Here is a 25,729-nt window from a genome sequence, read left to right on the forward strand (position 1 = left end):
ATATAAGGGAAAGTATGCGCACCACAGGTATCACTCATTAATAAAGAGTCACACTCGGTATAGTTGCGAGCGTTTTCCGCGTTAGGTCCAATTCGTACCAGACCTCGATAAGCATTTTGTGAACGACCAGCCGAGATACCTTTGGAAATGATCGTTGAACTGGTGTTTTTACCCAGATGAATCATCTTGGTACCCGTATCGGCTTGCTGCATATTATTGGTGACGGCAACTGAATAGAATTCACCTACCGAATTATCACCTTGTAAAACAACGCTCGGATACTTCCAGGTAATCGCAGAACCAGTTTCTACCTGTGTCCAGGAGACTTTTGATGACTCACCACGGCATGCAGCACGTTTTGTCACAAAGTTATAGATACCGCCTTTGCCATTTTCATCACCGGGGTACCAGTTTTGAACGGTCGAATACTTGATTTCAGCACGGTCCATTGCCACCAATTCCACCACCGCTGCATGGAGCTGATTTTCATCACGCATTGGTGCGGTACAGCCTTCCAGATAACTGACATAAGCATCATCATCAGCAATGATTAATGTACGCTCAAACTGTCCGGTATTGGCGGCGTTGATACGGAAGTAAGTTGATAATTCCATTGGGCAACGTACACCTTTAGGAATGTAAACAAACGAGCCATCAGTGAATACCGCCGAGTTCAGCGCGGCATAAAAGTTATCTTTATGTGGAACGACGCTACCAATATATTTTTTCACTAATTCAGGATGTTCCTGAATTGCTTCTGAAATAGGCATAAACAAGATGCCTTCTTCAGCTAATTTATCTTTGAATGTATTGGAAACAGAGACACTATCAAAAACGGCATCAACAGCTACACCAGCCAGACGCGCTCTTTCATCTAATGGTACGCCGAGTTTTTCATAGGTTTTTAACAGCTCAGGATCGACTTCATCCAGACTTTTAGGACCATCAGTTTTTTTCTTTGGAGCAGAGTAATAACTGATTTCCTGATAGTTGATGGCCGGATAATGAACATGAGCCCACTCTGGCGTTTCCATAGTTAACCAGTGTCGATACGCTTCTAAACGCCATTCGAGCATCCAGTCAGGTTCATTTTTGATGAGTGATATTTGTTTGATCACATCCTCATTCAAACCAGGCGGCAGGCTGTCTACTTCAATATCAGTGACAAACCCTGCTTTGTATTCTTTTTGTGTAATCGCTTCAAGTTGTTGACTTTGTTCAGTCATGGAACTCACCATCCTGTAAAGTTGTTTTATTCACCTCGTTATAAGATGAATAGAATCTGATCGGACTGATACCCAGTGAAGTCTGTGGTGTCAGCATATCCGATAGTTTTACTTCGTCTAATGCCTGAAAAACGGCATCATTAATTTTGGTCCAATTAGTCTGTACGGCACAGTGCGTTTCCTGATCACAGTGACTGTCACTGCTCACACACTCGGTCAAAGCAATCGGTCCTTCGATCGCTGTAATAATTTCTGCAATGGTAATCTCATCAGCTTGACGGCTCAGACTATAGCCGCCCATTACGCCGCGTTCAGACTTTAACAGCCCTGAATGAGACAATAACTTTAAAACTTTTCTTACCGTTGGCAGTGGTACTTTTACTGCTTCAGCAATAGCATGTGCACTATGTTGAAGTTGAAGATTTGAGGCAAAATAGCTCATCAGCACAATGCCATAATCTGTCAATTTTCCCATTCGCAACATTGGTGCACCTCCTAATTGGTACTATTATAGTATCAATTAAAGCAATAACCAAGTGTTTTTCTCAGTTATTAGCTCATTGTAGTCGTGAAAATATTGTGGATTTAGCGTATGGTATTGAACTTTTAGCCTATGCTAATGAACTTTTAAGGCAGAGCATTGTACTAAATCGGGCACACACCTTATCTATACATTGAGAGCATTATATGAAATTAAAAACACTCGCGATTTTACCTTTACTATTATTTGGAGCAAACGTAATGGCAGCTGACAACGCCACAACATTAGATACAGATAAACAAAAAATTAGTTACATCTTTGGTATTCAAGTTGGTCAGAATATGATGCAAGAAGGTGTGGATCTTGATATTGAAGCATTTAAAGCGGGTGTAGCAGATATGCTGGCTGGCCAAAAACCACAACTTGATCAAACGACAGCAGAACAAGTTGTGCAAGCTTACCAAGCACAAAAAGCACAAGAATTAGCAAAAGTCATGAATGAAAAACAAGCTGAAGCTAAAGCTTACATGGAAAAAAATGCTAAGAAAGAAGGTGTTGTAACGACTGACAGTGGTCTGCAATATGAAATTCTGAAAGAAGGTGATGGCGCCACTCCGACAGAAAATGACAAAGTTATTGCTAACTACAAAGGTACTTTAATCGATGGTACCGTTTTCGATAGCTCATATGATCGTGGCGAACCAGCTACCTTCCCTGTCAATGGCGTAATTCAAGGCTGGCAGGAAGCATTAAAAATGATGAAAGAAGGTTCAAAATGGCGCATCGTTGTTCCTGCTAACCTAGCCTATGGTCCACGTGGCGCCGGTAACCTGATTGGTCCAAACGAAACCTTAATTTTTGAAATTGAGCTGATTGCAATCACTAAGTAATTGCCTGCTTCGATTCTTAAAAAGGCCGCCTTTAAGGCGGCTTTTTTATTTCTCTCTTTTTAGCATTGTTGTTAATTTTTGCCAGTCAAAATAAGGGCCAGGATCGGTTTTCCGTCCTGGAGCAATATGCTCATGTCCAGTTATTTTCTCGTATGTCAGCTTTGGATAGACGTGGCATAATGCTTTTATTACTTGCACAAGTTCAGTGTATTGAACTTCAGCAAACGGTTTGTCGTCACACCCTTCCAGCTCTATTCCGATAGTAAAGTCATTACACTTTTCCCTTCCTTGCCACTGCGATATGCCTGCGTGCCAAGCTCGTTGATGAAATGGTACAAACTGGACAACTTCACCATTACGTCTAATCAAAATATGAGATGAGACTTTTAAGCCATCTAACTGCTCGAAGTAAGGATGAGCGGAGCAATCCAGCTTATTCAGAAACAGATCATCAATAAATGTGTCGCCAAACTCACCAGGTGGCAAGCTGATATTGTGGATCACAATACCGCTAATATCATGTTGGTCAGGCCGCTCATCATGATTAGGTGACAGCGTAATTATTGCGTTTTCGATCAGACCCGATTGTTTATTTATTTTCACTAAGACGTCTCATTATGTAGATTAATCATGCCGCACACGTTAACCTGTTTTGATTTGCCATTACCTTATCGATATGACCATAGAAAATCCACTCCCCGACGCATTTATAGATTCACAAGTTAAACTTGCTTTGCTTGAAGACATTGGTCAGGCAGATCTGACCGCTAATCTGATTCCGATTGATGCAGTATCAAACGCCACATTAATCACACGTGAGGATGCAACAATTTGTGGCATGCAATGGTTTGAACGCGTTTTTAAACAACTTGATGCATCAATAAGCCTTAGCTGGAAAGCCCAAGATGGTGATCGAGTGAAGGCCAATACGATTATTTGTGAGTTACACGGACCAGCCAGAGCCTTATTAACAGGTGAACGTACGGCAATGAATTTTTTACAGACATTGTCCGGCACCGCTACACTCTCTTCGATTTATAGCGATGCTGTAGCCGGATTGCCTGTTAAAGTATTGGATACGCGTAAAACATTACCAGGCTGGCGTGTTGCTCAAAAATACGCAGTAAAATGTGGCGGCTGCTTTAATCACAGAGTCGGTCTATATGACGGTATTCTTATTAAAGAAAATCATATTATGGCAGCGGGTTCCATCAGCAATGCTATAAATCAGGCGAAAGCCCTATCTGCTGGCGTACCAATAGAAGTTGAAGTTGAAAATTTCTCAGAACTCGAACAGGCGCTTGCGAGCGGAGTCGATATTATTATGTTAGATAATTTTAGTATTGATGATTTAAAACAGGCCGTTGCTATCAACCAAGGCCGAGCAGAACTTGAAGCTTCAGGTAATATTACTTTGAATAATATTCGTCGTGTTGCAGAAACAGGCGTAGATAGAATCTCAGTAGGCGCATTAACAAAAGATATTAAAGCCGTTGATCTTTCTTTACGTTTTTCATAGATAAAAAAAACCGCAGTGCACTTAGCGAAATATGCACTGCGGTTGAGAGAGTAAAACGAGAAAATTTATTCTAAACCGACTTGCCAGAGCTCAAGGTTTTTCTCAATAATCTTCCCAGAACTCGCATCGACCTCCACTTTCATTTCTTTTCCATCTTTTGTGGCAATATCAAATTCATAGGTGGCTTTTCCACCTTCTTCAATTTCATATTCCACTTCAACCACTTCGCCAGGATAGAGCGCTAAGGCAATTTGTCTTGCCTCTAACTCGCTAATTTTGGCGTGTGCTTTAAATTTCGGATGGTTCGGATGATCGACTTCTTGTTCCACTTCTATAATTTCGCCCGTTTTTACTAAGCACTCAAGGTCCCAGTCAGCACCATCAATACCACGGATATCAAATTCATAAACATCACGCTCGTCTTCGACTTTACGTTCAACCTTAATAACATGACCTGGTTTCAAGGTTTTAGCCGCTGTTAAACAACGCTCGAAATACTGAGGTGTTTCCTCGGCCCATAGCAAACATGGAAATAATAATGTGAAACAAAGAAATAGAACTTTCATTTATGTACCTTACAAATGAAAAGGGGCTGAAATCAGCCCCTTTTAAATAGATGATTACATGGTTAGTTTGAAACCAATCCATCCTGCACGAGGTGCACTTGTACCGACGAAATGTTCATCACTGTCATAAGCATCCAGACCCGGTGCTTCATCAGGCTCACCGTATAAACCAAAAGTGTTGTACTCGCTGTCGAATAAATTATCGACTTTTGCGAAGAACTGCAGATGCTCATTGACTTTGTAACGGCTGTGCAGGTTCACAACACGATAACCCGCAATTTTCTTATCGTCATTGGCTTCATCACCACGGTAGTACTGACTAGAGTGATATGACGCGGTTAAACCTGCAGAAAATTGTTGCGTGAATGCATAGTCCAGACCTACATTTAAGTTATGTGCAGGAATGCTTGGCAGACGATCACCTTTAGACACGTTATATAAATCACCATCACGTGAATAAGTGAAATCATCTTCAAATGTCGCACGAACATAACCATAGTTTGCTGACCAGCTTAGCTTCTCATATTGTCCGGCCATACCCAGTTCAACACCCGCACGCGCTGTTTTATCAATATTTCTGAAGTTACCTAAGCCTAAACGCCCACTCACATCATCCGATTGACTTTCATCTTCTGGGAAAAACAATAAATCATCTTTTAACTGGGTGTAATAAACATTGGCATACCAGTTGAATAATTCTTGTTGGCCACGTAGACCTGTTTCAATGGTTCTGGCAACAACATCATCTAACGGTGGATCTGCTAAGAACGCATTTGGATAAGCACAAGGTGAATCTGGTTCAGCACAAGTCAATTCAGTTGCTGTTGGTGCACGATTTGATTCGTTATAGCTGACATAAGAAGTCATAGTATCTGTCAATTTATACGTTAAACCCAATGAAGGATTTAAACGTTTAAATGTATGAGAATTTCCTGACTCATTCAGATCTTGATCACCACCTTCACTCGTACCTGAAATATCCACTTCAATCCAGTTATAACGAGCGCCAACCGTCATGGCTAGACGATCAGTTAATGAATGCGTATTAGTGAAGAAAATACTATAAGTATCGGTCTTAACGTTACCATCGACTACTGTGTCATCAAGAACATATCCAGTACCTACTGTACCTCGAGTATCATCGAAAGTAGCCAATTCTGTTTGTGAGGAATAATCCACATTTGAATGATCAAAACCTACACCCACAATTAATTGATTATCGCGACCAAACAAATCATTTAAAAAGGTTGATTGTAAAGCAAAGCCAAAGCTGTCTTGCTCTGTTTTACTTGTATTATTCGCTGCAAGGTCTTCAGTACCATCTAGACCCAAGGTAGTGCCATCAACAATCGGATTACCATCTTCATCTTCAATGTCTGTGCCATTAAATTCATTCTCGGTACCATCACCATTAAATGAATCACGATCACTCTTACGATAGTAAGTGTTAGCAGCCAACATAGTTTTATCATTTAACCAGTGAGTGCCATTCAGGGTAAACATACGCAGTTTATTTTGCGTATTATCTGGATGCGTGAACACTGCTTCACGGTCTGCATCGACTAACAGAGTAGGAGATGCCCCATTACCATTTAAATCACTATCAACCGCAGTGATACCAAAATCTAATGTGGTGTCTTCATCAGCATAGCTTAAGTTTGTGAAAAACTGCTCTACACGCGATGGAGAGTAATCACGCCAGCCATCTTCTTTAGTAATAGAACCAGTCACAAAGTAAGCAAAATTACCATCACTACCACCACTTTCAATGGTGCCTGAGTCACGACCAAATGAGCCTGTGTAAGCTTCTAAGCTATGTCCAGGATTTGTGAAACCTGTTTTGGTTTTAATCGATAAAGCACCACCCAGTGTATTCAAACCAAACAGCGGGTTTGAGCCTGGAATCAGGTTCATGCTGGCAATCGCAGACTCTGGAATTAATTCAAAGTTAACCGCGTCACCAAACGGCTCATTAACACGAATGCCATCAACATAGACAGACAAACCTTGAGAGTTACCCACTAAAGGTGAAGCCGTAAAGCCACGGAATTGCAGATCAGGCTGGAATGGGTTGTTTTGTGCCTGATTCAGACTGACACTGCCCAATGTTTTATTCATGAAATCAGAAATATCTAACGCCTGAACACGCTCGATATCCTCATCAGTTGCTGTCTGCACATTCGCAGCAACTTGATCCTTAGGTAAGCCTACTCCATGTAGAGGGGTTGTTCCCACGACTTCAATGTCACTTAATTTAACATCATCGTCAGCAGCAAAACTCGCACTGGAAAACAGCGCGGAAGCTAGCATGACGCAAATCAGCTTTCTCTTTTGCGGAAATTGCATTACCTATACTCTCCTGAGTTATTTTTATGGTTGTAAAACTCAGATAAGGCTGCACATATAGTGCCAACTTCCTTAATGCTTTTTTTACAAACACTTACAAATCTTTAACTTTATGGATATGGCACAAACGGCTGCAATAAACCAACCACAATGGCTGATATCAACCAGATCTAAACCAGGCCAATTTCTCATGTAAGCGTGTGACTTCACCAATGATAAGCAATGTAGGTGCTATCGGTTTTTCACGCTCAGCAAGCTCGGGTAACTCTGCTATCGTACTTAACCAGACTTTTTGATTTTCAGTTGTTCCTTGCTGAACCAATGCGGCAGGCATATCGGCTGGCATTCCATGCTCTTGTAACTTCTGACTTAGCTGGGGCAGGCCCGCTAACCCCATATACACAACCACTGTTTGTCTGGGTTTGACTAATACTGACCAATTTAAATCTAATTCACCTTCTTTTAATTGGCCGGTTACGAAGACGCAGCTTTGTGCATAGTCTCTATGTGTCAGGGGAATACCGGCATAAGATGCGCAGCCTGATGCTGCTGTGATGCCCGGTACAACCTGAAACGGAATAGCATTTTCAGCCAGTGTATCGATCTCCTCACCACCACGGCCAAATATAAAGGGATCGCCCCCTTTTAAGCGTAATACCCGCTTACCCTGCTTCGCGTGTTCCAGTAATAAATTATTGATTTCTTCCTGTCTGACGGCATGCCATGCCCGCTGTTTACCAACATAGACTAATTCAGCTTCTTTACGAACCAGCGCCAGAATTTCTTTACTCACCAGACGATCATAAAAAACAATGTCGGCCTGTTGCATGAGTCTTAGTGCTTTAAATGTCAGTAATTCCGGATCACCAGGTCCAGCACCCACCAAAAAGACTTCGCCGGTTTCAACAGTTTTGATTTCATCAGCCAGTTGCTGCTGTAATATCTGTTCGGCAATCCCTTCCCGCCCAGCCATCACGTGCTCAGCAATAGGACCAGACAAAACGCTATCCCAGAACTGCCTTCTCTGACGGAGTTCACCAAATTTCTGTTTGACTGTCTCGCGGTACTTACCCATTAATTCACCCAGCTTACTATACGCAGGCGGAATTAATGTTTCTAAACGGGCACGTAAGTTTCTGGCTAAAACTGGTGATTCACCACCACTGGATACCGCTACAATAATCGGCGATCGATCTAATACAGAAGCAAAAATAAAGTCGCTGTCATCAGGATTGTCTGTCAGATTAGTTAATATATGTTTTTGCTTAGCAATATCATGTACCAGATGATTAACTTGTTCATTATCTGTTGTCGCAATAATCAGGCGTTGATCCGTAATATGCTCAGCTTTAAATATGGATTGCACCCAGCGAAGCTGGCCTTGTTTAACCAGCGTCCCAAGTGCATCACTGATTTCAGGTGACACCACGCTGACCTTGGCCTGTGCTTTCAGTAATAACTTCACTTTTCGTGTAGCAACGCTACCACCACCGACAACCAGACAGTCTTGCTGTTTTAAATCTAAAAATATTGGTAAATAATCCATCTATCTATCTTTTAAAGGTAAGGCCAGCCCTTGTAAGACATAACCATTTTCCATATTTTGAACAATTGCCACTAATGACATATCAGCTAATTTCCACGACTTTTCGAGAGCAACTTCAGTCGTCATATCCGCTTTACCGTTGGCATCTAACTTAAACGGCCCTAACCACTTTCTCACGAGATGTTGATGATTAAATGTGGCGCCGGCATTATCGCCTCCCCTTACCTCACTAATCACATTATTTTCAGTCAAAGCGAGATACAACTGGCTATATTGCTTATTTTCATCGCCTTCAACGCTTACCCGACTATGAACAGAAAGACTGTTTTTATCTTGCTTTGCCTCGAGGTTGATATTAGCTTCAGGCTTAAACTCACTGACAAAATTGATGGCATCAAGCCCATGAGCGCGCCAATCATGTAGCACTTCACCACTGATAAAGAACTCAGGGGTATACACTGTTTGGAATAAATTTAATCTGGCCAGCTGCTTTTGTCTGTCAGTAAAAACCGGACTGGCAAATTTATCAACCCAGCCCTTCTTCTGGTCAAGATAATCGACATGGAAATTTAATATCACCACATCGTTATCTGTAAGCCCTTTCTGTGGCAGTTGTTTAACCCAGCGTTCTGCCGCCGGACATAAGCCACAGCCTTCAGCAGTAAATAGCTCTATTACTACAAGGTGCTTGTCAGTCGTTTTTGCCTGCCAATCACCAGCACAAGCGAGAGAGCTTATAAGCATGCTAGAGAAGGCAAATATTAGACATAATCGTTTCAACATAGCGCCTTCCTCCTTTCTGTCATTACTATACTGACTCTCTGTCAGCCTGAATAATTCTCTCACTGCTATCTTCAACAACAGCCATTTCTCTCAAAACGGCTGTCGCAAAACAGCCCGAAGGTAAAAAGAATGTGAGTTGTAAACGTGAGTTATGCCACTGCCAGTTAAATTCTGTCGGCACCAGACGTAAAGCCCGTCGCTCCTGTTTCAGGCCCTGCCTTGATAATCCCTGAACCCAAGCCTGCCATGCGTCAAGCACGGCTGTTTCCAGCTGCTTGCATTCATCATGACTCTGAAGTTCTCCCTGCCCTGCAAGTGCCCCTGTAGGGTGAATATCAAAGGTTTTCAGGCGCTCAAATAACTCAGTATCATCATTTTCTGACTGAAAACAACTGTGGTTGCCATTTAACTGCATCACATCACCCGGAATAAATTGATTCCAGTTTTGTGCTTTTACTCGCTCGCTGACAACAAGATTAAACAACCATGACCGTGCAGCAGAAAGATACAGACTTTTTTTATTACGGCTTTTAGGTTTTCTACCCTGCTCAAACCACTGCTCAACACCATGTAAATTGCCCATCTGATAACCAAAGCGCTGTTCACCAAAATAATTAGGTACGCCTTGCTTTTGTATCTGACTGAGTGCCGATTCCCAGCTATCTCTATCGCCATCAAGTACTTCAAGATTTAGCTTAAAGCTATTGCCAGACAAAGCGCCTCGTTTTAACTTCTTATTATGGCGTGTAATAAGGTTAATTTTTATCAGATCCGACTCAAAGGCGGACCAATCAGGTTCAGCCACACCCTCGGTATTCACACTAAACCACTGTGTCGTCACCGCATGGCGATCTTTTAGTCCTGCATAACCAATGGCCACCTCATCGACACCTGCAAATTGTGCCAGCTGTTTCGCCAGCCAATCGGTATTGGTATCCGTTTTGGTGATCTGTAACATCACATGTGGCCCAGACCCTGCCGGTTCGAAAGGCAGTTTTTCTTCCACCTTAAAATCTTCCGGCGTTTGGCGAATACGGCAACGGTAACTCAAGGCGGCTGGATTAACTCGGGCTAATGACTCAAAATCAAATGCTGACAATGTCATTAGTCCGCTTGTCTAATCAAGGCAACTGCATGCGTGGCAATACCTTCTTTTCGACCAGCAAAGCCTAATTTTTCGGTCGTGGTTGCTTTGATATTAATCGCCGTTACATCTACTTCCATGTCTACAGCCAGTAACGCTCGCATTTGTGGAATAAAAGGTGCCATCTTGGGTGCCTGAGCAACAATCGTGGCATCCACATTACCAACACACCAGCCGCGTTCTGAAAGATCACTAATCACTCGCCGTAAAAGTACACGGCTATCTATTCCTTTAAATGCGTCATCATTGTCAGGAAAATGATGACCAATATCCCAGAGGCCAGCAGCACCTAACAAGGCATCACAGATCGCATGAATAAGCACATCACCATCTGAATGCGCTTCAAGACCATGTGTATGTGGAATGGTGACCCCACCGATGATTAATGGTGCATCCTCAATAAAGCGATGAACATCATAGCCATGCCCTATACGCATTAATTGCCTCCAGCCTGTTGACGTAAATAAAGTGCTGCAAGCGCTAAGTCCTGCGGTACGGTGATTTTGATATTGTCGCTGTGCCCTTCCACCATGCGCGGCTGATAACCAGCTAACTCTATCGCGCTGGCTTCATCCGTCACAGCTAATGACTTTTCTGCCGCTGAGATTAATGCCTCAGAAAGCGGTGCCAAGCGAAACATCTGCGGCGTGGCAGCTCGCCATAAACCCTGGCGGCAAACGGTTTCCTGGATCATATTATTGTCATCCACACGTTTAACGGTATCGGAGACGGGAACCCCGAGAATCCCCCCGACGGCATCATCCGCAAGTGTATCTAACATGGCATCAATATCAGCATGTCGCAGACAGGGTCTGGCTGCATCATGCACTAATACCCATGGGTTATGCTCAATGTGCTGCTGTAATAGTTTTAAAGCATTAGACACGGAATCTGAGCGATCTTTACCGCCTTTAGCGATTAATAATTCACAGGATAAAGACAGTGATAAAGACGGCCACCATTGATCATTTTCTGCTAATGCAATCACAATCCCTTCAATGGCTGGGTGTGAAGCCAATCTCTCAAGCGTTAACTGTAAAACAGGCTTATCATCGATCAATAAATATTGCTTTGGTATCTCAGCCTGCATACGACTACCAATACCGGCAGCAGGCACCACAGCCCAAACAGCCTGTTTACTGCTCATCTGGTTTATCAATAATCTGGAAAAAGGTTTCGCCAGGTTTCACCATACCGAGTTCGCTACGCGCTCTCTCTTCCAAGGCATCAAGACCACTTTTCAGATCTTGCACCTCAGCAGCTAACACTTGGTTACGTTCTTTTAACTCAGTGTTATCAAGACGTTGCTTTTCTACAGCTTGGTGAAGGCGTAATAAAGAAGGAAGCCCGTCATGACTGAGCCACAATCGGTATTGAAGTAATACCAAAATTGCGGCTAACAAAATCATGACGGGTTTAGACATAAGACCTAGGCTTGTTGGACGTTAAACGCCTTCATCCCAGGGTAACTGGCGGCATCACCTAATTCAGCTTCGATGCGAATCAATTGATTATATTTTGCTACACGGTCAGAGCGTGATAATGAGCCAGTTTTGATTTGGCCAGCATTTGTCGCTACCGCTAAGTCAGCAATCGTCGTGTCTTCAGTTTCACCACTACGATGAGAAACAATAGCCGTGTAACCGTTGGCTTTCGCTAAATTAATCGCGTCCAGTGTTTCAGATAAAGTACCAATTTGATTTACTTTGATAAGAATCGAGTTGGCAACGCCTTTATCAATACCTTGTTGCAGGATTTTCGGGTTAGTCACAAACAAGTCATCACCGACCAACTGTACTTTGTCACCGATTTTATCAGTCAACAATTTCCAGCCTTCCCAATCGTTTTCATCCATACCATCTTCGATGCTGATGATAGGGTATTTATTTGCCCAATCAGCCAGTAAGTCAGCAAACTCTGCGGATGTTAATGAGCGGTTTTCAGAAGCCAGAACATACATGCCATCTTTGTAGAATTCTGAACTCGCAGCATCCAGTGCCAGCATAATGTCTTTACCAGCTTCATAACCGGCATTTTTGATCGCTTCCAGAATGACTTCTATCGCTGACTCATTAGACGGTAGATCCGGTGCAAAACCACCTTCATCACCCACCGCTGTATTCAGACCACGGCTATGCAGCACTTTTTTCAATTCATGGAAGACTTCAGCACCATAACGCACGGCTTCTGTCAGGCTTGATGCACCGACAGGCATAATCATAAATTCTTGTAAATCAACGCTGTTATCCGCATGTGAACCACCGTTGATGATATTCATCATCGGTACTGGCATCACCGCTTTTTCTTCAGTTGACAGATATTTGTACAGCGTTTTCTTTGAATCAGCAGCGGCTGCTCGCGCTGTCGCCATAGAAATAGCTAATAACGCATTGGCACCTAAACGGCTCTTGTTTTCCGTACCGTCAGTTGCAATCAATTTATTGTCTAAAGCACGTTGGTCATGAGCATCCATCCCCAACACCGCTTCTCTTAATTCGCCGTTAACCGCTTCAACCGCTTTAAGAACGCCTTTACCCAAGTAACGGCCTTTATCACCATCACGCAATTCAACTGCTTCACGCTCACCAGTTGAGGCACCTGATGGCACCGCTGCACGTCCAAACGCACCGCTTTCCAGAATAACGTCAGCTTCGACCGTTGGGTTACCACGTGAATCGATGATTTCTCTTGCTTTTACATCAATGATTTTGCTCAATGCTCTGCTCCCGTAATGTTTTTTTGATATCGACTGTTATCGACGAGCTAACAGCTCATCTTCGATAAAGTCTTGTTGTTTTACTGTTGCATCTATTGCTTGCAGCATTTCTAACAATGCTGTCATTTTATGTAATGGCCAGGAATTAGGCCCATCACTTAAGGCTTTTTCAGGTTCTGGATGCGTTTCCATAAACACACCGGCAATACCCGTGGCTACCGCAGCACGTGCCAATACGGGTACAAACTCACGTTGGCCGCCTGAGGCTCCACCTTGTCCACCGGGTTGCTGAACAGAATGTGTCGCATCATAAACCACCGGACAATCCATATTTCGCATGGTAGGTAGACCACGCATATCAGAAATTAAGGTGTTATAACCAAAGGATGTGCCACGTTCACACAACATAATTTGTTGGTTACCGGTCGACTTGGCTTTGTCTGCGACGTGTTGCATATCCCAGGGCGCTAAAAACTGGCCTTTTTTGATATTGACCGGCAAGCCTTGACTGGCCACATTGACGATGAAGTTCGTCTGACGGCATAAGAACGCTGGCGTCTGTAACACATCCACGACACTGGCGACTTCGGCTAACGGCGTGTCTTCATGCACATCTGTCAGCACTGGCAGATTAAATTCTTTTTTCACTTTTTCCAGAATCGCTAAGCCTGCTTCCAGACCCGGTCCACGATAACTCTTTGTCGAGGTACGATTGGCTTTATCGAAAGACGATTTATAAATGAACGGAATGCCCAGCTTGTCAGTGATTTCTTTCAACTGACCTGCCACATCCATGGTCATTTGTTCACTTTCAATGACGCAGGTGCCCGCGATTAAAAATAAAGGCTGTCTGCCGCCCACTTCATGACCACATAACTGCATGGTGTTACCCTCTATTTTTTTTGTTAGCTTTGGCCGCATTAATAAACCCTTCAAATAAAGGGTGGCCATGGCGCGGTGTCGATGTAAATTCTGGATGGAACTGGCAGGCAACAAACCATTGATGTTCTGGAATCTCAATCATTTCGGCCAGCGTTTCATCTTTCGACATGCCAGAGAAAACTAAACCTGCTTGCTCAAGTTTCTCTTTATAGTTGCTGTTGAACTCGTAGCGGTGACGATGACGTTCGACAATTTCTTGCTCACCATAAATTTTCTGGGCCAGACTGCCTGGTTTCAATACACAGGGATAACCACCTAAACGCATGGTACCGCCAAGATCAGAATCATGATCACGCTGTTCCACACTGCCGTCTTCTTTTTGCCATTCCGTAATCAGGCCGATAACAGGATCAACAGTATTTAAGTCAAACTCTGTACTGTAAGCTTCTGGCATACCGGCTTTGTGACGGGCGTACTCAATCACAGCAACCTGCATACCTAAACAAATGCCCAGATACGGAACATTATTTTCGCGGGCAAACTGGGCAGTTTGGATCATGCCTTCAACACCGCGTTCGCCGAAGCCACCCGGCACCAGAATCGCATCCATATCTTTGATGCAGTCTGGTCCTTGCTGTTCAATCAGCTCAGAATCAACATAATGCACGTTGACTTTAGTTCTGGTGTGAATGCCCGCATGTATCAATGATTCAGACAGTGATTTATAAGCTTCAGTCAGTTCCATATACTTACCGACCATAGCAATATTGACTTCACCTTCCGGCTTCGTCAGGTTGTTATAAACCTGTTGCCATTGGCTTAAATCAGCCGGTTTTGCATCTAAGCCTAATTGCTTGACGACGATGTCATCTAAGCCCTGGCGGTGTAATTCCATTGGAATTTTATAGATACTGTCGACATCGACACATGACACAACGTTATTAACGGTCACATTGGTGAATAAAGCAATTTTCTTACGTTCAGATTCCGGCAGAGGACGATCCATACGGCAGACCAGCACATCAGGCTGAATACCAATGGTTCTGAGCTCTTTAACAGAATGCTGGGTAGGTTTGGTTTTGATTTCACCCGCAGACGCGATATACGGCACCAGCGTTAAATGTAAGAACAGGGCACGTTCACGGCCTAACTCAGATCCCATCTGACGAATGGTTTCAAGGAACGGCAAGGATTCAATATCACCGACCGTACCACCAATTTCAATCAAGGCGACATCGGCATCACCAGCACCTTCAAAAATACAGCGTTTAATTTCATCTGTAATGTGCGGGATAACCTGAACGGTATTACCTAAATACTCACCACGACGTTCTTTACGAATCACGTTCTCATAAATCTGTCCGGTCGTATAGTTATTGCTACGGGTCATATCCGCATCAATAAAACGCTCATAGTGACCGAGATCAAGATCAGTTTCTGCACCGTCTTCTGTGACAAAAACCTCACCGTGCTGAAGCGGGCTCATCGTGCCGGGATCAACGTTGATGTATGGGTCAAGTTTTACCAACGTGACTTTCAGTCCACGAGCTTCAAGAATAGCAGCCAGTGACGCCGCGGCAATCCCCTTACCCAGGGAAGACACAACACCACCAGTGACGAAAATAAATTTAGTCATAATATGGAGAGTTCAATAAAAAACGACGCGGCCAGAATGGCTGCGCTCAAAATAGCGTATAAATTATCAGAATTGCCCTTCTCGCTCAATCTAAATCTGGTCGAAAATCACCTGCCAGATAAGGCAGCCAGCCTTTTTCGCCAGTCTCGGCTGCATAATGTTCGGCATAACCATAGCCAACGACAGCGACTAACTCGGTTCCAACAAAAAACAGCGGAATAATTGACCGCTTCCAAGGAGGAACAGACCACTCCTGAAAAAGTTGTTTTAATGATTTATGTTGCGAATGCCCCCTGAGCCGGATCTTTTCCCCACCCTGACGATAACGCATGATTATATCGCCATTCAGTACCGATGTTTTCAAGCCATCACCAGAAGTGAGCTGCCATTTGAGCGTGCAGCCGTTGGACAAAACAAGTTCAGCAGGACCAGTGAAAGTGACTTCTGCTTGTAGAGGTTCTGAATGTGTCGATGTCTGAAGATATAACTCATCACGATAACGCCTGACTTCAACATTGGACCAGCGAACTATCGGCGTTTTGTCTTCAGCGGCACTGATCACATCCTCAATAATGCGCTGTAAAATCGCGGTAGACGGCAACTCATAACCAGCTGTTTCAATCATAAACCGCAACAGGTTCCGTTGTCGCTCTGCAGGCAGTTGCTTCACAGCAGCAATAGACAAATGTCCATCATCTTGCAACTGACACTGTGCTCTGTCCTGTTCCGCCAATTGTGCTAATAACAGGCTAGTCTCCTGACAATGCGCGGCACTACGAGCGATTGTTTTTTCCAGCGAGGGCCAGCGCTCCTGTAATAAAGGCCAGAGGGTTTGCCGTAAATAATTGCGATTAATCTCAGTGTCCTGATTACTGGGATCATCAATCCAGTCAAGCTGATGAAGTTCAGCGTAATGAACAATCTCGTGTTTAGACACATCCAACAGTGGTCGGATAATGGTCATACCATGCGAGTGACTTTCCGGCCACATAGCAGAAAGACCCAATGGGCCGGCACCACGAAATAATTGTAATAAAAGTGTCTCGGCCTGATCATGCTGATGTTGGGCTGTCACCAGTACTTCATCAGGCAGCAGTTCCTCGCTCAAAGCCTGATAGCGGGCTTTTCTGGCTGCCGCTTCCATGCCTAATTCATTAATGTCCTGAACATCGACATCAATATTTTTAAATGGAATATCAAGCTTGTTGGCAACCTCAGCGCAGTGTTGAGCCCACTGCGCTGCTGCGTGATTTAAACCGTGATTGATGTGTACTGCACGAACCTGAGCGAGCTGTGGATGCTGTGTGGTTGCTAACAGGTGTAAAAAGACGTGAGAGTCAACACCACCACTATAGGCAAGACAAACAGAACGTCCTGCCGCCAGTGTTGTGATGTCAGTGATGATTTTCTGGGGATTTAATGCCACCCCGTTTTTTATCCCTCAAAAGCGCCGTAATTCAGTAGTTTTTCCTGACGGCGTTTGATTAATTTATCAGCTGGGATTTTTTCTAATTCTTTTAGTTTAATTTCAATGGCTTGCTTGACACGTTTTGCCATCTCAGGAACATTGCGATGCGCGCCACCTAAGGGTTCAGCGACGACTTCATCGATTAATTTCAGTTCTTTCAATCGTGATGAGGTCACACCTAATGTGGCAGCTGCATCCGAGGCTTTTTCTGCACTCTTCCATAAAATAGAGGCACAGCCTTCTGGTGAAATCACTGAGTAAATACCATATTCAAGCATCATCAAATGATCAGCAACACCTACCGCTAATGCACCGCCAGAACCGCCCTCACCGATAACCGTACTGATAATTGGCGTTTTTAATTGTGCCATTTCAAACAGATTACGGGCGATCGCTTCACTTTGACCACGCTCTTCGGCACCAATGCCAGGGTATGCACCAGGTGTATCGATAAAGGTAATCACAGGCATACCAAACCGTTCCGCCATTCTCATCACACGTAATGCCTTACGATAACCTTCTGGTCGGGGCATGCCGAAGTTTCTGGCGACTTTTTCTTTAGTATCACGGCCTTTTTGATGACCGATAACAACAACGGGTCGCCCATTCAAACGACCAATACCTGTTACCAGAGCAGCATCATCGGCATAAGTGCGATCGCCATGTAACTCTTCGAAATCAGTCAGTAATAATTTAATGTAATCAAGGGTGTATGGACGCTGAGGATGACGCGCCATTTGGGTGATTTGCCAGGGCGTTAATGAGGCGAAAATCGATTTTGTCAGACTTTCACTTTTTTCCTTTAACTTTTGAATCTCTTCAGTGATGTTTAAATCACTGTCATTACTCATATAACGCAACTCATCAATTTTCGCTTCCAGCTCAGCGATGGGTTGTTCGTAGTCAAGGAAATTTAACTGCATCAGGATTACCTTAGATATTCAAAAATGGGTGAATTATACACATTAAGCCAGTAATACACTTAGCTGAGAATTAATTCATCTGGTGCGTCTGACCCGGCACTGTCATCACCAAGACGAATCGCCAGACTCAAATCGTTGCGTGAATCGGCATTCATCAATGCGTCTTCTTCTGTGATCTTACCACTGCGATAAAGGCCAAGCAGCGCCTGATCAAATGTGATGGTGCCTTTTTCATTACTATCACGCATGGCATCTTTGATACTGCCAATTTCTCCTTTATTAATCAAATCGGAGATATAAGGCGAGTTGATCATCACTTCCACTGCCGGCACACGACCCGCGTCTTTCGTGGGTAATAAGCGTTGAGAAATAATGGCACGTAAGTTCAAAGATAAATCCATCAGTAACTGACGGTGCAAAATTTCAGGGAAAAAGTTAATAATCCTGTCCAGCGCCTGATTCGCGTTATTGGCATGCAGTGTCGCTAAACATAAATGACCGGTTTCAGCGTAATTAATCGCGTGTTTCATCGTTTCCATATCACGGATTTCACCGATAAGAATCACGTCAGGTGCTTCACGTAAGGCATTCTTTAGGGCATTTTCGTAAGATAAGGTATCAATACCCACTTCACGCTGTTGCACAATTGAACGTTCATGTTTGTGCACAAACTCCAGCGGATCTTCAATGGTAAGAATATGTGAACTGGAATTACGGTTACGATGACCGATCATTGATGCCAAGGTCGTTGATTTACCGGAGCCAGTTGCACCCACTACCAGAATCAGTCCGCGTTTCTCCATGACCACATCACCGAGCACATCAGGCAGGCCAATTTGTTCAAAGGTGGGGATCGTCGTTCTGATATAGCGAATGACAATCGAACATTCACCACGTTGACGGAAAATATTCACCCGGAAACGCCCCACACCTTTGAGAGGGACAGCAAAGTTCATCTCAAGCGTGCTTTCAAACTCTTTTGCTTGCTCATCCGTCATCATCGAATAAGCCATTTCTTTCACATCACCCGGGGCTAATTTCTGCGTGCCGACCGGTCTGATAACACCCTGAATTTTGATATGGGGTTCAGTGCCGGTGCAGAAAAACATATCTGAGGCATCCTTGTCTGCCATCAGTCTGAAATAAGGTGTCATATCCACTTTGCGAGTCCTCTTGCAACAATGCTCAGATAGTGTGTTTATCGTACAACAATGCGAGTTTCCATACTATTATGCCTGTCACGCTTTATACGCGTTCAGTTTGCCACCGTGGCACGGTATCTGATCGTGACTTTTTGACTTTCCGGCAACATAGCTAACTGACTCATCAATGTATCACTCGGGGTAACCTGCCAGTCATCACCTAACATAATCACGGTACTCGCCTGTTCATTCTGATATAACAATTCCAGTGATAAAGCGCCGCCTTTGAAGGGCGTGAGCATATTTTTTATTTGCTCAACCCATTGGCTGGCCATCTCTTTATTATCAATATTAATCTGCAAGGAATGACCAAATGCTTCGCGTGCACCCGTGATATCAAATACTTTTTCTGCGGTCGCTGCCAAGCCACCAGTGAAGTTATCCTGGCCGATTTTGCCTTGAATCACTACCAGCTTGTCAGGCTGAATAAAGCTCTGATATTGGTCATAAACATCGGCAAACACACGCACTTCCAGACGACCACTCTGATCATCCAATGTGATAAAAGCCATACGACCACCATTTTTTGACTTCATGGTGCGAATCGCCACCACCAATCCAGCGGTTAACACAGGCTTCTCATTGCGCTGGTAACCTTTTGACTCAGGCGCATCCAGTTCATTGATACGTTTGGGAATGAATTCAGCCAGTTCTTGCTGATAACGATCAATCGGATGACCACTCAGGTACAAACCCAGGGTGTCTTTTTCAGCCTGTAATAAATGTTCTTCTGCCCACTCCGCGGCCTGTTCCAGAGGCTCATCCTGACCGTTATCTACTTCCGGACTGAGTCCAAACAGATCATTCTGACCACTATCTTTATTACGCCGGTGTTGATCGGCAATCTGCATGGCTTTGGTGAGGCTGGCTTCAATACTGGCTCGATGACCACCTAATGAATCCATCGCACCCGCTTTCACCAGTGACTCCATCACGCGTCGATTAATCTTACGCATATCGACCCGGCGGCAGAAATCATACAACGAGCTAAAGGCATCGCCTTGTTCACGTTCTGACACAATACCAGCCAGGGCTGACTCACCCACCCCTTTAATCGCGCCTAAGCCATAGCGAATCGTTCTTTCATCTTCAACGGTAAACTTGATTTTGCTGTGGTTAACATCCGGTGGTAACACCTTCAGTTTCATATCACGACATTCATCAATCAGGCCAACGACTTTATCGGTATTATCCATATCCGCTGATAACACGGCCGCCATAAACGCCGCTGGATAATGCGCTTTTAGCCACGCCGTCTGATAGGCCACTAAGGCATAGGCTGCTGAGTGAGATTTATTAAAACCATACTCCGCGAATTTTTCCATCAGATCGAAAATAGGACCGGCTTCTTTTTCTTCAATGCCACGTTTAGCTGCGCCTTCCAGGAACAATAAACGTTGCTTAGCCATTTCTTCCGGTTTTTTCTTACCCATGGCTCGACGCAACATATCGGCGCCACCCAGGCTGTAGTTCGCCAGAATCTGAGCGATCTGCATAACCTGTTCCTGGTAAACAATAACCCCGTAGGTCGGCTTCAATACAGGTTCAAGATCAGGGTGCGGATAATCGACTTTTGCCCGACCATGTTTACGGTTAACAAAGTCATCCACCATGCCTGATTGCAATGGACCTGGACGGAATAAAGCCACCAGCGCCACGATATCCTCAAAGGTATCTGGCTGCAGACGTTTGACCAGCTCTTTCATTCCGCGTGATTCAAGCTGGAATACCGCTGTAGTTTCACAGCGTTTTAATAAAGCATAGGTCGGTTTATCATCCAACGGTAAGTTGGCAATATCGATTTTATCGGCTTCTTCTTTAGGTAACAGGCTGCGAACATTTTTCATCGCCCAGTCAATGACGGTCAGTGTTTTCAGCCCCAGGAAGTCAAACTTCACCAGCCCTACACTTTCCACATCATCTTTATCAAACTGAGAAACCAGCCCCGCCCCGTTGTGCTCACTATAAATGGGCGTGTATTCCGTTAATACCTTCGGGGCGATGACCACACCACCGGCATGTTTGCCGACATTTCTTGTTAACCCTTCCAGCTGTAAGGCCAGATCAATCAGGGTTTTAACTTCTTCCTCATTGTCATAACGCTCTTTCAGCAATGGCTCCTGCTCCATTGCTTTACTGAGCGTCATTTTTAATTCAAACGGGACCAATTTCGCTAACTGATCCACAAAGCCATAGGGATGACCTAATACACGCCCCACGTCACGCAGTACCGCTTTGGCGGCCATGGTCCCGAAAGTGATGATCTGTGATACGTGATCCCGACCATAATGTTGTGATACATATTCAATGACCCGGTCGCGACCATCCATACAAAAGTCGACGTCAAAGTCAGGTAGGGAAACACGTTCAGGGTTAAGGAAACGTTCAAACAGCAAGTCATACTGCAAGGGATCAAGATCGGTGATTTTTAAGGCATAAGCCACTAATGAACCCGCACCAGAACCCCGTCCGGGGCCAACGGGAACATCATTATTTTTGGCCCACTGAATGAAGTCAGCAACGATCAGGAAGTAACCTGGGAACCCCATTTGGTTGATCACATCCAGCTCAACCTGCAATCGTTCTTCATAACGGGGTTTATTCGCTTCTCTGTCTGCTTCATCGGGAAACAAGACTTCTAAGCGTTCAGCCAGACCTTTGAAAGACTCTTCACTAAAGAACTGTTCAATGGTCATGCCTTCCGGTACCGGGAAGTCAGGCAGATAATGTTCGCCAAGCGTGAGTTGCAGATTACAGCGTTTGGCAATTTCAACGGTGTTTTCTATCGCTTCCGGAATGTCCTCAAATAAGGAGGTCATTTCTTCTGCACTTCGCAGATATTGATGTTCAGAGTAATTACGTGGCCGACGCGGATCATCCAGTTGCCGACCTTCATGAATACACACTTTGGCCTCATGTGCTTCGAATTGATCCGGCGTTAAAAAGCGTACATCGTTGGTCGCAACCACTGGCAAGTCTTTTTCAGCCGCTAATGCGATAGCCGCCCGGATAAACCGTTCTTCATCTTCCCGTCCGGTACGGATGAGTTCCATATACAAACGATCAGGAAATAATGGCTGCCAAAAGGCTAATTGCTGCTCAATTTCGTCTTTCTGATGATTCAGTAAGGCTTTACCCAAAATACCTTCACGACCGCCCGATAAACAAATCAGTCCATCGGTCTGGCCCTGCAACCAGTCAGCTTCCAGCATCGGTACACCAAGGTGCTGACCTTCCATGTAGGCTTTTGATAACAGGCGTGACAGATTATGAAACCCTTCAAGATTCATACATAACAACACAAAGCGTGTGCTTTGTTTTGCATCACTAGGATCGCGTAAACGCAGATCAGCACCTAATATCGGTTTCACACCGGCTTGAATGGCGGCATTAAATAATTTCACTGCCGCGAATAAATTATGATGATCGGTGATCGCAATAGCAGGCATACCTGCATCGGCCACTTGCTTGACCAAGGGTTTGACTCTGACTAAACCATCAACCAGAGAGTAGTCAGTGTGAAGATGAAGATGAACAAACGCTTTGGGCATTAAAACAATACACCTGTTTTGAAAAGTTAATTATCGAGGAAATTCTACCGGTCCCGGGATTTCATCGCCCAGGGTCTGGCTGACAATTGATTCCGCTTCCTGTTGTCCGCGTGTAAAGGCTTCTTGTTGACTCATTCCTTGTCTGAACGCACTGGGTTTTGGATGCTCAACATCGCCTTTTTTCAGGTACAAAGTCTGGGTGGGGAAAGCAAATTCTACTTCCAGCTGTCTTGCCAACCGCAATACATCTAATAAAAACCGGTGTCGTTCACGTAACTCAGTATTCCAGTCGGGTGTTGCCCAGAACACATAGACCAGAATTTGTAAGGAATCTGCTGCATATTCATTGAAATACACCTGATAATAATCTTTGCGCATATAAGGATGCATTTGAATGATTTTTCTGATGCCTTCACAGAACGCTTCAATTTTTTCAGGTGAAGTGTCATAAGTCACAGAGAGTTTGGTGCTCATACGACGGTAACGCCGTGCCCCCATATTATCTATCTTGGTGGTTGTTAATATGGAATTTGGCATTGTCACTAATGAGTTATAAAAGGTACGGATTCGGGTACTACGGAATCCAACCTCTTCCACCATACCTTCGATATCACCAATGACTACCCAATCACCAATATGAAACGGTCTGTCTAATAAAACGGTGATAGATCCAAAAAAGTTACCCAGCAAATCTTTTGCGGCTAAAGCAAAGGCCAAACCACCTAAACCGAGACCAGCTAATAAACTGGTGACATCAATGTTTAGATTATCCGCTGCAAAGACGATGCCCATCACCACAACAAATACTTTTAAGCTTTTGCTGATCATCGGCACCAGTAAGTCATCAAACTTGGTCGTCGTTTTTGCTGCCCGCGAAGTCCAATGTGCATCAAAAATATCGACAATTCTGAATGCACTCCAAATTCCGGAAATGGATACCAGTAACTTCACTGCTACCAACAAAATGAGCAAAGCCGTATCTGGCAATCCCAATAAATTTAGTCCTGACCACCACATTAACGCCATTGCCATCAAACCCAATGGACGTAATACATTACTGTCGAGATGAGTGAACATGCCCTGCTTTTTCTTCCAGCGGGTGACATTGAGTTTTAGCATCCAGGCAAGGCCTTTATCAGCAATGGAGCCTATGACAATGACCACAAACAGCCCAATCCACTGCCAATACTCAAGTAAAAACCCTTGCTTGAGAAAGCCCGGCATTTCTGCACGTAATTGAACACTGGCAGGTAACGACACCTGTGATGATGATTTATTAGTCAGACTTTTATCATCGGTCAATGCATTAAAGATATCTGGGATCGCATCAACTGTTTGGGTGCTGAATAACCAGTTTTTTTGCTCATTCTGGCGTAAGACAATATTGCCGCTGTCAGTTCTTAGATAAACGTACTCGTCTTGCTTTGAATGAGTTGGTATAGAGGAAAGTTTGGGCACATCCGATAACTGGATGATAGTGAATAATAAGCGCGCTGTTTCTTGACCACGCTCACGACGAATCAAAGAGCTGACTTCGGATAAATCTAATGTATCGACAGCTCGGGACATCATTTCATTATCACCCGCTGACACTCGTGTCATTGCATGAATGAACTGCTGCACAGCAACGCGAGGTGAATCTAAATGCACTGAGTCGGAATCTGAGGATTTTTCAACTTGTTCAACTTGAGATGTATTTGTCTGTGCACCGATAGCTGCTGCGCCAGGGTACACCCCGCCAGCTTCGATATTAAAAGCAAATAAACTAAGCAGACAAAAAATGATTATCTTATTCATGACAAGTTTAATTCCAGAGAAGGATCAGGGGCATAGTCTGCCACTGTGTTCACTGCTTGTTTCCATTCTGCACTCATGAGTAATTCTTTGCGCGGTACCGAATGACGTCCATGCAAACGGACCAGCCGTGCGTGTCTCAAAGGATCTGTTTCGACTCTCAGGCCATCAATCACCTGCTCTACACTGCCCGGATTATTACATACCAGTACCATGTCACAGCCAGCAGATAATGCAGCTTCCGCCCGCTCCAAAGGCCCGCCCATAATAGCCGCCCCTTCCATACTCAGATCATCACTCAGAATAGCGCCTTGAAATTGCAACTTACCCCGTAACATTTCCTGAAGCCAAAATGGTGAAAAACAGGCCGGTAATTTGTCATTATTCTCGTAGACAATATGTGCAGGCATAATGCCGGCCAACTCTGTTTGGCATAAGCGTGAAAATGGCAACATATCAGCCTGAAGCATATCTTCCAGATGACGGCTGTCAACAGGCAAGCCAAGATGTGAGTCAATTTCTACTGCGCCATGACCAGGAAAATGTTTTCCTACCGCCGACATCCAGGCCCGTTTCATTCCCTGAATATAAGCACGGGCAATATCCGTGACAGCAAGCGGATCCCGATGAAAGGCTCTATCGCCAATCACCTGACTGACACCATAATCTAAGTCCAGTACTGGCGCGAAACTAAAATCGACACCGACGGCTCTTAATTCTGCCGCCATTAACCAGCCGGTTTGTTCTGCTCTTTCCAGCGTCAATTTTGGATGTTGATGATATTCCTGACCAATAGCAGCCACGGGTGGTAGACGACTAAAACCTTGTCTGAACCGTTGTACCCGGCCCCCTTCGTGATCCACAGAAATCAATAAATGCGGCTGTCTGAGTTGATGGATGTCATCACACAAACGTGTAATCTGCTCTACCGACTCAAAATTACGACTAAATAAAATTACACCACCAACCAGCGGGTGTTTGAGAATATCTTTTTCTGTTTCGCTCAGCTCAGTACTGAGCAGATCGACCATCAATGGGCCTAATGCCATAGTGATT

At 44.3% G+C, this 25,729-nt stretch carries 22 protein-coding genes; 2 read left to right on the forward strand and 20 right to left on the reverse strand.

Translation table 11 applies throughout. The annotated features are described in order from the left end of the window. Positions 1-1,226, reverse strand: a 1,226-nt coding sequence (gene sufB / locus B2248_RS06255) for a Fe-S cluster assembly protein SufB (RefSeq protein ID WP_286722450.1), incomplete at its 3' end; no start/stop codon positions are given. Continuing rightward, a complete protein-coding gene (locus tag B2248_RS06260) occupies positions 1,219-1,701 on the reverse strand; it encodes an SUF system Fe-S cluster assembly regulator (RefSeq protein WP_273181886.1) in 483 nt (160 codons plus the stop codon). The genes B2248_RS06260 and sufB, both read right to left, overlap by 8 nt. A 212-nt stretch (positions 1,702-1,913) precedes the next feature. On the opposite strand from B2248_RS06260, the gene B2248_RS06265 reads away from it, so the two are divergent. Further along, positions 1,914-2,597 carry an FKBP-type peptidyl-prolyl cis-trans isomerase gene (locus tag B2248_RS06265; protein ID WP_007145508.1) on the forward strand — a complete coding sequence of 228 codons (684 nt, stop codon included), beginning with the start codon at positions 1,914-1,916 and terminating at the stop codon, positions 2,595-2,597. Positions 2,598-2,642: 45 nt separating this feature from the next. Here B2248_RS06265 and ampD read toward each other — a convergent pair whose 3' ends face one another. After that, positions 2,643-3,200 carry a 1,6-anhydro-N-acetylmuramyl-L-alanine amidase AmpD gene (ampD, locus tag B2248_RS06270; RefSeq protein ID WP_273181887.1) on the reverse strand — a complete coding sequence of 186 codons (558 nt, stop codon included), beginning with the start codon at positions 3,198-3,200 and terminating at the stop codon, positions 2,643-2,645. Positions 3,201-3,273: 73 nt separating this feature from the next. Here ampD and nadC point away from each other — a divergent pair, with 73 nt between their 5' ends. Beyond that, on the forward strand, positions 3,274-4,116 hold the full coding sequence (nadC, locus tag B2248_RS06275; RefSeq protein WP_273181888.1) for a carboxylating nicotinate-nucleotide diphosphorylase: 843 nt from the start codon (positions 3,274-3,276) through the stop codon (positions 4,114-4,116). A 65-nt stretch (positions 4,117-4,181) separates the two neighbouring features. Here nadC and B2248_RS06280 read toward each other — a convergent pair whose 3' ends face one another. The 17 genes from B2248_RS06280 to nagZ all read right to left on the reverse strand — a co-directional run bounded on the left by B2248_RS06280 (position 4,182) and on the right by nagZ (position 25,722). Next, positions 4,182-4,682, reverse strand: coding sequence for a PepSY domain-containing protein (locus B2248_RS06280; protein ID WP_007145511.1), 501 nt, complete (start codon positions 4,680-4,682; stop codon positions 4,182-4,184). Positions 4,683-4,736: 54 nt separating this feature from the next. Continuing rightward, a complete protein-coding gene (locus B2248_RS06285; RefSeq protein WP_273181890.1) occupies positions 4,737-7,028 on the reverse strand; it encodes a TonB-dependent receptor in 2,292 nt (763 codons plus the stop codon). Between the two features lie 160 nt (positions 7,029-7,188). Continuing rightward, positions 7,189-8,574, reverse strand: a complete 1,386-nt coding sequence (gene cysG / locus B2248_RS06290) for a siroheme synthase CysG (protein ID WP_273181892.1) — start codon at positions 8,572-8,574, stop codon at positions 7,189-7,191. Then, positions 8,575-9,357 carry a DUF1223 domain-containing protein gene (locus tag B2248_RS06295; protein ID WP_273181894.1) on the reverse strand — a complete coding sequence of 261 codons (783 nt, stop codon included), beginning with the start codon at positions 9,355-9,357 and terminating at the stop codon, positions 8,575-8,577. 25 nt (positions 9,358-9,382) lie between these two features. Next, on the reverse strand, positions 9,383-10,462 hold the full coding sequence (gene truD, locus B2248_RS06300) for a tRNA pseudouridine(13) synthase TruD (RefSeq protein WP_273181898.1): 1,080 nt from the start codon (positions 10,460-10,462) through the stop codon (positions 9,383-9,385). Continuing rightward, entirely contained in the window at positions 10,462-10,938 is a 477-nt protein-coding gene (gene ispF / locus B2248_RS06305) for a 2-C-methyl-D-erythritol 2,4-cyclodiphosphate synthase (protein ID WP_007145516.1), read from the reverse strand. Before ispF ends, truD begins: the two co-directional genes overlap by 1 nt. Next, positions 10,938-11,648 (reverse strand): 2-C-methyl-D-erythritol 4-phosphate cytidylyltransferase, encoded by a 711-nt coding sequence (gene ispD, locus B2248_RS06310; protein ID WP_273181900.1) that lies wholly within the window; start codon positions 11,646-11,648, stop codon positions 10,938-10,940. The genes ispF and ispD overlap by 1 nt, the downstream gene beginning before the upstream one ends. Next, positions 11,638-11,925, reverse strand: a complete 288-nt coding sequence (ftsB, locus tag B2248_RS06315; RefSeq protein ID WP_007145518.1) for a cell division protein FtsB — start codon at positions 11,923-11,925, stop codon at positions 11,638-11,640. Before ftsB ends, ispD begins: the two co-directional genes overlap by 11 nt. Positions 11,926-11,930: 5 nt before the next feature. Further along, entirely contained in the window at positions 11,931-13,217 is a 1,287-nt protein-coding gene (gene eno / locus B2248_RS06320) for a phosphopyruvate hydratase (RefSeq protein ID WP_273181903.1), read from the reverse strand. Positions 13,218-13,253: 36 nt separating this feature from the next. Next, positions 13,254-14,099 carry a 3-deoxy-8-phosphooctulonate synthase gene (kdsA, locus tag B2248_RS06325; protein WP_040576241.1) on the reverse strand — a complete coding sequence of 282 codons (846 nt, stop codon included), beginning with the start codon at positions 14,097-14,099 and terminating at the stop codon, positions 13,254-13,256. A 4-nt stretch (positions 14,100-14,103) separates the two neighbouring features. Further along, entirely contained in the window at positions 14,104-15,735 is a 1,632-nt protein-coding gene (locus tag B2248_RS06330; RefSeq protein WP_007145521.1) for a CTP synthase, read from the reverse strand. 85 nt (positions 15,736-15,820) lie between these two features. Continuing rightward, the gene (tilS, locus tag B2248_RS06335; RefSeq protein WP_273181907.1) at positions 15,821-17,161 is read right to left on the reverse strand and encodes a tRNA lysidine(34) synthetase TilS; all 1,341 of its coding nucleotides are present in this window, start codon (positions 17,159-17,161) and stop codon (positions 15,821-15,823) included. A gap of 8 nt (positions 17,162-17,169) precedes the next feature. Beyond that, the gene (locus B2248_RS06340; RefSeq protein WP_273181910.1) at positions 17,170-18,126 is read right to left on the reverse strand and encodes an acetyl-CoA carboxylase carboxyltransferase subunit alpha; all 957 of its coding nucleotides are present in this window, start codon (positions 18,124-18,126) and stop codon (positions 17,170-17,172) included. Positions 18,127-18,185: 59 nt separating this feature from the next. After that, positions 18,186-19,286 carry a PilT/PilU family type 4a pilus ATPase gene (locus tag B2248_RS06345; RefSeq protein ID WP_379008017.1) on the reverse strand — a complete coding sequence of 367 codons (1,101 nt, stop codon included), beginning with the start codon at positions 19,284-19,286 and terminating at the stop codon, positions 18,186-18,188. Positions 19,287-19,381: 95 nt separating this feature from the next. Next, entirely contained in the window at positions 19,382-22,879 is a 3,498-nt protein-coding gene (gene dnaE / locus B2248_RS06350) for a DNA polymerase III subunit alpha (RefSeq protein ID WP_273181911.1), read from the reverse strand. A gap of 30 nt (positions 22,880-22,909) precedes the next feature. Beyond that, the gene (locus tag B2248_RS06355; RefSeq protein ID WP_273181914.1) at positions 22,910-24,676 is read right to left on the reverse strand and encodes a mechanosensitive ion channel family protein; all 1,767 of its coding nucleotides are present in this window, start codon (positions 24,674-24,676) and stop codon (positions 22,910-22,912) included. Beyond that, positions 24,673-25,722, reverse strand: a complete 1,050-nt coding sequence (gene nagZ / locus B2248_RS06360; protein ID WP_273181916.1) for a beta-N-acetylhexosaminidase — start codon at positions 25,720-25,722, stop codon at positions 24,673-24,675. Before nagZ ends, B2248_RS06355 begins: the two co-directional genes overlap by 4 nt. Positions 25,723-25,729 lie beyond the last annotated feature (7 nt).

Source organism: Methylophaga sp. UBA2012 (genome assembly GCF_002335235.1).
Classification (GTDB): Bacteria; Pseudomonadota; Gammaproteobacteria; order Nitrosococcales; family Methylophagaceae; genus Methylophaga; species Methylophaga thalassica.

Coding starts and splice junctions, on each gene's coding strand:
- dnaE (WP_273181911.1), bottom strand. CDS start 22,879: ATGCCCAAAGCGTTTGTTCATCTTCATCTTCACACTGACTACTCTCTG.
- nadC (WP_273181888.1), top strand. CDS start 3,274: ATGACCATAGAAAATCCACTCCCCGACGCATTTATAGATTCACAAGTT.
- truD (WP_273181898.1), bottom strand. CDS start 10,462: ATGACATTGTCAGCATTTGATTTTGAGTCATTAGCCCGAGTTAATCCA.
- B2248_RS06265 (WP_007145508.1), top strand. CDS start 1,914: ATGAAATTAAAAACACTCGCGATTTTACCTTTACTATTATTTGGAGCA.
- B2248_RS06340 (WP_273181910.1), bottom strand. CDS start 18,126: ATGCAGTTAAATTTCCTTGACTACGAACAACCCATCGCTGAGCTGGAA.
- B2248_RS06295 (WP_273181894.1), bottom strand. CDS start 9,357: ATGTTGAAACGATTATGTCTAATATTTGCCTTCTCTAGCATGCTTATA.
- ispF (WP_007145516.1), bottom strand. CDS start 10,938: ATGCGTATAGGGCATGGCTATGATGTTCATCGCTTTATTGAGGATGCA.
- B2248_RS06280 (WP_007145511.1), bottom strand. CDS start 4,682: ATGAAAGTTCTATTTCTTTGTTTCACATTATTATTTCCATGTTTGCTA.
- cysG (WP_273181892.1), bottom strand. CDS start 8,574: ATGGATTATTTACCAATATTTTTAGATTTAAAACAGCAAGACTGTCTG.
- kdsA (WP_040576241.1), bottom strand. CDS start 14,099: ATGCAGTTATGTGGTCATGAAGTGGGCGGCAGACAGCCTTTATTTTTA.
- ispD (WP_273181900.1), bottom strand. CDS start 11,648: ATGAGCAGTAAACAGGCTGTTTGGGCTGTGGTGCCTGCTGCCGGTATT.
- nagZ (WP_273181916.1), bottom strand. CDS start 25,722: ATGGCATTAGGCCCATTGATGGTCGATCTGCTCAGTACTGAGCTGAGC.
- B2248_RS06355 (WP_273181914.1), bottom strand. CDS start 24,676: ATGAATAAGATAATCATTTTTTGTCTGCTTAGTTTATTTGCTTTTAAT.
- B2248_RS06260 (WP_273181886.1), bottom strand. CDS start 1,701: ATGGGAAAATTGACAGATTATGGCATTGTGCTGATGAGCTATTTTGCC.
- ftsB (WP_007145518.1), bottom strand. CDS start 11,925: ATGTCTAAACCCGTCATGATTTTGTTAGCCGCAATTTTGGTATTACTT.
- B2248_RS06330 (WP_007145521.1), bottom strand. CDS start 15,735: ATGACTAAATTTATTTTCGTCACTGGTGGTGTTGTGTCTTCCCTGGGT.
- B2248_RS06285 (WP_273181890.1), bottom strand. CDS start 7,028: ATGCAATTTCCGCAAAAGAGAAAGCTGATTTGCGTCATGCTAGCTTCC.